The 8,189-nt window shown below is 68.9% G+C and carries 6 protein-coding genes; 4 read left to right on the forward strand and 2 right to left on the reverse strand.

Features of this window, described 5'->3' with window-relative positions; genetic code table 11:
• A partial coding sequence (locus EBH09_RS09115) for an NYN domain-containing protein (protein WP_153182639.1) occupies positions 1-686 on the reverse strand: 686 nt, incomplete at its 3' end.
• 236 nt (positions 687-922) lie between these two features.
• Between EBH09_RS09115 and EBH09_RS09120 the strand changes: the two genes are divergently transcribed.
• On the forward strand, positions 923-1,087 hold the full coding sequence (locus tag EBH09_RS09120) for a hypothetical protein (protein WP_121746526.1): 165 nt from the start codon (positions 923-925) through the stop codon (positions 1,085-1,087).
• Positions 1,088-1,170: 83 nt separating this feature from the next.
• Here EBH09_RS09120 and dnaE read toward each other — a convergent pair whose 3' ends face one another.
• A complete protein-coding gene (dnaE, locus tag EBH09_RS09125; protein WP_121746527.1) occupies positions 1,171-4,710 on the reverse strand; it encodes a DNA polymerase III subunit alpha in 3,540 nt (1,179 codons plus the stop codon).
• Positions 4,711-4,999: 289 nt separating this feature from the next.
• Between dnaE and EBH09_RS09130 the strand changes: the two genes are divergently transcribed.
• The 3 genes from EBH09_RS09130 (at position 5,000) to EBH09_RS09140 (ending at position 8,026) form a co-directional block, all read left to right on the forward strand.
• Complete coding sequence (locus tag EBH09_RS09130; RefSeq protein WP_121746528.1) at positions 5,000-6,337, forward strand: DUF2252 domain-containing protein; 1,338 nt, start codon at positions 5,000-5,002, stop codon at positions 6,335-6,337.
• Positions 6,338-6,423: 86 nt separating this feature from the next.
• Positions 6,424-7,131, forward strand: a complete 708-nt coding sequence (locus EBH09_RS09135) for a hypothetical protein (RefSeq protein ID WP_121746529.1) — start codon at positions 6,424-6,426, stop codon at positions 7,129-7,131.
• A 94-nt stretch (positions 7,132-7,225) separates the two neighbouring features.
• Positions 7,226-8,026 carry a DsbA family protein gene (locus tag EBH09_RS09140; RefSeq protein WP_121747306.1) on the forward strand — a complete coding sequence of 267 codons (801 nt, stop codon included), beginning with the start codon at positions 7,226-7,228 and terminating at the stop codon, positions 8,024-8,026.
• Positions 8,027-8,189 lie beyond the last annotated feature (163 nt).

The following is an 8,189-nucleotide window of genomic DNA, read 5'->3' on the forward strand; positions in this document are numbered from 1 at the left end:
CCGGTCGCGGTGGGGTGCTCCGGCTCCTGGGCGGGCCGTTCGGTGGCCGCGGAGAGGGCGGACTCGGGCAGCGGCGCGGAGAGGATCGCGGCGATCTCGGGGCGGGGCACGGGCGGCGGGGCGCAGATCCCGCCGACTTCCTTGGCGCGTACGGCCTTGGTGATCCACGCCCGGTCCAGCACGCGCCGCTCGTCGGCCTCGGCGACCAGGTCCTCGGACTGGTTGTAGTCGCCGTCGGCGGCCTGCACGGCCCACAGGTGGACGGCGACGCCGTGCTCCTTGGCGGCCATCATGCCCGGCAGCAGGTCGCCGTCGCCGGTCACCAGGACGACGTCGGAGCAGGCGCGGTTTCGGGCCAGCTCGGTCAGTTCGGCGTGCATGGCGGCGTCCACGCCCTTCTGCGCCCAGCGGCCGTCACTGCGTGTGAGGGCGCCGAGCCGAACGGTGACCCGGGGCATGACGCGCAGGCGGCGGTGTTCGGGCTGCGGGACGCGGTCGGGGGCGCCGTCGAACCAGTAGATGCGCAGCAGGGGCTGCTGCGTGTCGGACTCGGCGCGATCGCGAAGCCCCTGGATGAGGGCGGCGTGATCGACGGTGATGCGCGAGCGTGAGGGCTCCCCGGCAAGGAGACTGGCGGCGGCCCCCAGCAGATACCCGGCGTCCACCAGGACGATGCAGCGGTCCACGCGATCCACCCTCTTTCCGGGAGGTTTGCTTCGGGCTTCCTTCGAGTCTGCCCGACCACGCGGAGGTTAACGGCCGGAACTCGATCTTCGGCGTGGCGTTTCCGCACAAGTCGCCCGCCCTCGCACCCCGACGAGCCGCGTCACGGACGGTAATTGCCCGATATGCGTTCTTTGTTGGCCTGTGTGAATCTGGTTCCGGCCCTGGCCCCTAGATCCCCCACAGGAGGTAGATCACCATGGCCAAGAACAAGAACAACCGTGATCGTAAGCAGCCCCAGGCCGAGCGCGCCCAGCAGACCGCCGAGTCGTCCGTGATGGACCGCGAGGAGCAGCACGGCCCGCAGCTGACGCCCGGCGACGTCGCCTCCCGCAAGCGGCAGAAGCGCTTCGGCCACAACTGACATCCGCGAACCGGGCCGCTACGGCCTCGCGGACACGAGGGGCGCACCCGGCACCGGGTGCGCCCCTGTCTCGTTCCGCCCGCTCAGCCCGCCAGACAGGACGGCCCGAGGAGCACCTTCAGGTCGCCGAACAGGGCCGGGTCGGGCTTCACCCGGTGCCGGTCCAGGCGCAGCACCGTCGTCTTCGTCGGCCCTTGGAGCTTGATCCGCACCTCGCTGTCGCCGCGGTGGTGCGTGAGGATCTCGCCGAGGCGGCTGACCATCGGCGGAGTGACCCTGGTGGCCGGGATGGTGAGGACCACGGGCGCGTTGGTGCCCGCGTTGGACAGGTCGGGGACCATCAGCTCCATCGCGACCAGCCGCGGCACGTCCTCCCGCTTGTCCAGACGCCCCTTGACGAACACCACGGCGTCCTCGACGAGTTGCGTCGACACCAGCTGGTACGTCGCCGGGAAGAACATGCACTCGATGGAGCCGGCCAGGTCCTCGACGGTGGCGATGGCCCACGCGTTGCCCTGCTTGGTCATCTTGCGCTGGAGGCCCGAGATGATGCCGCCGATGGTGACGACCGCGCCGTCGCCGAAGTCACCGCCGGTGAGCTGGGAGATGCCCGCGTCGGCCTTGTCGGACAGCACGTGCTCCAGGCCGAAGAGCGGGTGGTCGGAGACGTAGAGACCGAGCATCTCCCGCTCCTGGGCGAGCAGATAGGTCTTGTCCCACTCGTCCTCGCCGAAGACGACGTCGAGTCCGAAGCCGGGCTCGTCGGTCGCCTCCTCGCCCATGCCGCCGAAGAGGTCGAACTGGCCCTCGGCCTCCTTGCGTTTGACCGCGACCACGTTGTCGATCATCGGCTCGTACTGCGCGGTGAGGCCCTTGCGGGTGTGCCCCATCTCGTCGAAGGCGCCGGCCTTGATCAGCGACTCCGTCGTCCGCTTGTTGCAGACGACCGCCTCCACCTTGTCGAGGTAGTCGGGGAAGGAGGCGTACTTCCCCTTGGCCTTGCGGCACCTGATGATCGACTCGACGACGTTGGTGCCGACGTTGCGCACGGCGGAGAGGCCGAAGAGGATCACGTCGTCGCCCTGCGCGGCGAAGTTGGACATGGACTCGTTGACGTTGGGCGGCAGGACCTTGATGCCCATGCGCCGGCACTCGTTCAGGTAGACGGCCGACTTGTCCTTGTCGTCCTTGACCGAGGTGAGCAGGGCGGCCATGTACTCGGCGGGGTGGTTCGCCTTGAGGTACGCCGTCCAGTACGACACCAGTCCGTACGCGGCCGAGTGCGCCTTGTTGAACGCGTAGCCGGCGAAGGGGACCAGCACGTCCCACAGGGCCTGGATGGCCTCGTCGCTGTAGCCCTTCTTGCGGGCGCCCTCCTGGAAGAGGACGAAGTTCTTCGCCAGTTCGTCGGGCTTCTTCTTGCCCATCACGCGGCGGAGGATGTCGGCCTCGCCGAGCGAGTAGCCCGCGATGATCTGGGCGGCCTTCTGCACCTGCTCCTGGTAGACGATCAGGCCGTGGGTGACCGCGAGGACCTCCTGGAGGGGCTCCTCCAGCTCCTTGTGGATCGGCGTGATCTCCTGGAGGCCGTTCTTGCGCAGCGCGTAGTTGGTGTGCGAGTCCATGCCCATGGGGCCGGGACGGTAGAGCGCGGAGACGGCGGAGATGTCTTCGAAGTTGTCGGGCTTCATCAGCCGCAGCAGCGAGCGCATCGGCCCGCCGTCGAACTGGAAGACGCCGAGCGTGTCGCCGCGCTGGAGCAGGTCGAAGGTCGTGGGGTCGTCCAGCGGCAGCGACAGCAGGTCGAGATCGATGCCCTTGTTGGACTTCACCATCTTGACGGCGTCGTCCATGATCGTGAGGTTGCGCAGGCCGAGGAAGTCCATCTTCAGCAGGCCGAGCGACTCGCACTGCGGGTAGTCCCACTGCGTGATGGTCACGCCGTCGGTGTGCCGCACCCAGATCGGTGCGTGGTCGACGATGGGCTCACTGGACATGATCACGCCGGCCGCGTGCACGCCCATCTGCCGGACCAGGCCCTCGACGCCCTTTGCGGTGTCGATGACCTTCTTCACGTCCGGCTCGTTCTCGTACATCGAGCGGATCTCGCCGGCCTCGCTGTACCGCGGGTGCGTGGGGTCCGTGATGCCGTTGAGGTCGATGCCCTTGCCGAGGACGTCGGCGGGCATGGCCTTGGTGAGCCGGTCGCCCATCGCGTACGGGTAGCCCAGCACGCGCGCGGAGTCCTTGATGGCGTTCTTCGCCTTGATCTTGCCGTACGTGCCGATCATGGCGACCTTGTCGGCGCCGTACTTCTCCGTCACGTACCTGATCACCTCGACGCGCCTGCGCTCGTCGAAGTCGATGTCGACGTCGGGCATGGAGACGCGCTCGGGGTTGAGGAACCGCTCGAAGATCAGGCCGTGCGGGATCGGGTCGAGGTCGGTGATGCCCATGGCGTACGCCACGATCGAGCCGGCCGCGGAGCCTCGGCCGGGGCCGACCGCGATGCCCTGGTTCTTGGCCCACATGATGAAGTCGGCGACCACCAGGAAGTAGCCCGGGAACCCCATCTGGATGATGACGTCCATCTCGTACTCGGCCTGCTTCTGGCGGTCCTCCGGGACGCCGCCCGGGAAGCGGCGCGCCATGCCGCGGCGGACCTCCTCCTGGAACCAGGTGACCTCGGTGAAGCCGTCGGGGATGTCGAACTTCGGCATGAGGTCGCGCTTCTCGAACATGCCGTCGACATCGATCATCTCGGCGATCAGGCGCGTGTTGGCGCAGCCCTCCTGCCAGGCGTCGGAGGAGTCGATGGCGTACATCTCGTCCGTCGACTTCAGGTAGTAGCCGGTGCCGTCGAACCGGAAACGGTCCGGGTCGGAGAGGTTCTTGCCGGTCTGGATGCACAGCAGGGCGTCGTGGGCGGTCGCCTCGTGCGCGTACGTGTAGTGCGAGTCGTTCGTCACCAGCGGCGGGATGCCGAGCTTCCTGCCGATCTCCAGCAGACCGTCGCGGACCCGGTGCTCGATCTCGATGCCGTGGTCCATCAGCTCCAGGAAGTAGCGGTCCTTGCCGAAGATGTCCTGGTAGTCGGCGGCCGCCTGGAGGGCCTCGTCGAAGTGGCCGAGGCGCAGCCGGGTCTGCACCTCGCCGGAGGGGCAGCCGGTGGAGGCGACGATCCCCTCGGACCACTGGGAGATCGTCTCCTTGTCCATCCGGGGCCACTTCTGCAGCCAGCCCTCGGCGTACGCGTCGGAGGAGAGGCGGAAGAGGTTGTGCAGGCCCGTCTTGTTGGTCGCCCACATCGTCTTGTGGGTGTAACCACCCGAACCGGAGACGTCGTCCCGCTTCTGGTGCGGCTGGCCCCACTGGATCTTGCGCTTGTTGCGGCGGGACTCGGGAGCGACGTACGCCTCGATGCCGATGATCGGCGTGACCCCGGCCTTCTTCGCGGAGTGGAAGAAGTCGTACGCACCGTGCAGGTTGCCGTGGTCGGACATGGCGATGTGCGTCATGCCCATCTCGTTGCAGGCGTCGAACATGTCCTTCAGCCGCGCGGCACCGTCCAGCAGCGAGTACTGGGTGTGGACGTGCAGGTGCGTGAACGGCGGCTTGGACACGTTCGGCCTCCAGATTAGGGCTTGGGCGCGAAGCGCCTCGTTGAGGGGCGGTGGTCGGGCGACGGGAGGGCTCGGGGCGGCGGGCTGGCGGCAGTCAGTCCGGGGGGTCAGCGTCGAAGTCTATGCCTCGCCACTGACACTCCGAGGGCTTCCCCGCGTACCTTCGGGGGCGGGTCCGCGTGTCGGGGCGGACCCCCGGGCGCGGGCACTCCCGCACCTCTTCGAACGTTGGTCCGAGTGGAGGATCGCTCCACCCGTCACGCACCACCCGCACCAGGAGGCACCAGGCATGTCGGTCCCGCAGCTCAACGAGGAGCGCGGCGAGGAGATCCTCGCCGTCTTCGACACCGCCTTCGGCCAGCTGCTGGCCGCGGATCCGGCGGCGTTCCGCGTGAAGTTCCGGAAGATGGCGGCCTCGGCCTTCGCGTTCTACCGCGGCACCGCATGCCTCTTTTACCACGATTTGACCGTGGACCAGGAGTTCGGTGCGAAGAACGACGGCCCGTACCTGGACGACCGGACCTCCCGGGTCTGGATCCACGGTGACCTGCACGCGGAGAACTTCGGCACGTACATGGATTCGACCGGCCGGCTGATCTTCAACGTCAACGACTTCGACGAGGCCTACGTCGGCCCCTTCACCTGGGACCTCAAGCGCTTCGCCTCCTCCATCGCGCTGATCGGGTACGCGAAGGCGTTCAGCGACGAGCAGATCACCGAGCTGGTGCGGGTGTACGCGGGCGCGTACCGCGAGCGGATCCACGCCCTCGCCACCGGCGCCAAGAGCGACGAGGTGCCTCCGTTCACGCTGGACACCGCGGACGGGCCACTGCTGGGCGCGCTGCGCGTGGCCCGCTCCCTGACCCGCTTCGGGCTGCTGGAGTCGATGACGGAGATCCGTGACTTCGAACGCCGCTTCGCCCCCGGCGGCGGCTCCATCGAACTGGACGCGGCCACGCGCTACAAGGTGCTCGCGGCCTTCGACGGCTACCTGGAGACGCTCCCGGAGTCGTCCCTGGCCCGCCCCGACTCCTACCGCGTCAAGGACGTCGTCGGCCGCCGGGGCATCGGCATCGGCTCGGCCGGCCTGCCCTCGTACAACATCCTCCTGGAGGGCAACAGCGACGCCCTGGAGAACGACGTCGTCATCTACATCAAGCAGGCCCAGACCCCGGCGGTCTCCCGGTACATCACCGACGAGGCGATCCGGGACTACTTCCAGCACGAGGGCCACCGCACGGTGATCTCCCAGCGCGCCCTCCAGGCGCACGCCGACCCGTGGCTGGGCTGGACCGAGCTGGACGGCTCGGGCCAGCTGGTCGCGGAGGTCTCGCCGTACGCCGTCGACCTGGACTGGGGCGACATCGACGACCCGGAGGAGATCGCCGAGGTCGTCGCCGACCTGGGCCGGGCCACGGCCACCATGCACGCGGCGGCGGACGACCAGTCCGGGGAGTCACTGGTGCCCTTCTCCACCGAGCGGGCCATCGACGCGGCGATCGCGGCGGACGAGGAGGGTTTCGCGCCCCTGCTGGTCGACTTCGCGCACCGGTACGGCGCCCGCGCGCGTGCCGACCACCAGACCTTCGTCGACCTGTTCCGCAACGGCCGGATCCCGGGTCTGTGACCATTCCGGTTCGGTAACCGTCGCCCCTCTCACAGGAACCCTTTAGGGGTCCCTTACCGGACCCCATGACACACTCTCCTATCGCTATGGACATATCCGGAACCCCGCTCAGAGCCGTACGCGCGGCGCTGTTCACGGCACTCGTCGTGACGCTCAGCACCGCGTCGCACGTGCTGCTGTCCGGGGTTCCGCTGCCGCTGCCCACGGTGGCCGCGGTCGGCGCCGCCGTGTTCCTGATCGCGTACGCCCTGGCCGGGCGGCGCGAGCGCGGCTTCGGGCGGATCGCCGCCCTGCTGATCCCCCTGGAGCTGGCCGCCGACACGGTCTTCACCACCGGCCAGCACGTCTGCTACGGCAGGACGGGCGGCCCGGTCGCGGGCCCGCTGCGCTCCGTCGGCTTCGACGTGCTGTGCGGCGACGGGACCGGCGTCCACGCCGGCGTCGCCGCCCCGCTGACCCGGGTGACCGGCGCCGAGACCGACCGGCTGGCGACCGTGCTCGCCGACGCCGACCCCGCGACCGCCTGGCTGCTGCTCGGCGCGCACGTGGGCGTCGGCCTGCTGGCGGCGGCCTGGCTGCGGCGCGGCGAGCGCGCGCTGGCCCAGTTGCTGAGCGCGGTGGCCGCGACGACCTTCCGGCCGCTGCTGCTCGCCGTCGCCGCCGTGAGCGTGCCCCGGGCCCCGGCGGTGCGCCGCCCGGCGGCCCCGGCCCGCCGCACCACGGGCGCCCGCGAGCGGATCCTCACGCACTCCCTGGGGCGGCGCGGACCGCCGTGCCCGATCGCCTCCGTGTGACACACCGACCGAGCGTGTGACGCACCACCGAGCACCGGCAGCCCCATACGTATCCGCACACCCTCGTGTGCGCGTCCCCGGAGAGATCATCACCATGAGCAAGCGGAACAGCCAGGCGGCGAAGTCGGCGGCCCGTGAGCGCCTGCGCCAGGAGCGCGAGCGCCAGGCCAAGCGCGACAAGGCCAAGCGGCAGGCCATCGTGGCCGCCTCCATCGTCGGCGTGCTGGCGATAGCCGGCGGCATCGGCTACGCCGTCGTGCAGATGAACGAGCCCTCGAAGTGGGAGAAGGCCGCCGACGCCGAGGTGACGGCCCCGGCCAACACCTCCGGCAAGAACGGCACCACCGTCACCCTCGGCGAGTCCAAGAGCGACAACGTCGTCCACCTCTACGAGGACCCGCGCTGCCCGGGCTGCGCCAACTTCGAGCAGACCATCGGCGAGGCCGTCAACAAGGGCATGGAGGACGGCACCTACAAGCTCTCCTTCACCATCGGCACCTTCCTCGACAACAACCTCGGCGGCGAGGGCTCGAAGAACGCGCTGAGCGCGCTCGGCGCCGCGCTGAACGTCAGCCCCGAGGCGTTCATCGACTACAAGACCGCGCTGTACTCCTCCGAGTACCACCCGGAGGAGTCGACCGACGAGTTCGCCAAGGACGACTACCTGATCAAGGTGGCGAATTCGGTCGACGCCTTGAAGAACAACAAGAAGTTCCAGGACGCCGTCGAGAAGGGCACCTACGACGCCTGGGCGATGAAGATGGGCGATTCCTTCCAGAAGGCCGAGGGCGTCGAGTCGACGCCGACCGTCAAGATCAACGACAAGGTGATCGAGACCCCGAGCACCGACGCCGAGTGGCAGAAGGCGCTCAAGGACGCGGGCGTCACCAAGTAACGAAGAACGGCGAACGGGCGGACGAACTTTGGCGAGTTCGCCCGCCCGTGCGCTTACCGATCAGTAATCTGATCGCCCGTGACCAGTCGACACAGATCATCCGAGACCACCTTCCCGTCGTCCGCCGACGGCGCGAACTCCCGCACCCCGAGCCGCCGTACGG

The sequence above is a fragment of the Streptomyces sp. E2N166 genome, from assembly GCF_003671715.1.
Classification (GTDB): Bacteria; Actinomycetota; Actinomycetes; order Streptomycetales; family Streptomycetaceae; genus Streptomyces; species Streptomyces thinghirensis.

Coding starts and splice junctions, on each gene's coding strand:
- EBH09_RS09120 (WP_121746526.1), top strand. CDS start 923: ATGGCCAAGAACAAGAACAACCGTGATCGTAAGCAGCCCCAGGCCGAG.
- EBH09_RS09140 (WP_121747306.1), top strand. CDS start 7,226: ATGAGCAAGCGGAACAGCCAGGCGGCGAAGTCGGCGGCCCGTGAGCGC.
- EBH09_RS09135 (WP_121746529.1), top strand. CDS start 6,424: ATGGACATATCCGGAACCCCGCTCAGAGCCGTACGCGCGGCGCTGTTC.
- EBH09_RS09130 (WP_121746528.1), top strand. CDS start 5,000: ATGTCGGTCCCGCAGCTCAACGAGGAGCGCGGCGAGGAGATCCTCGCC.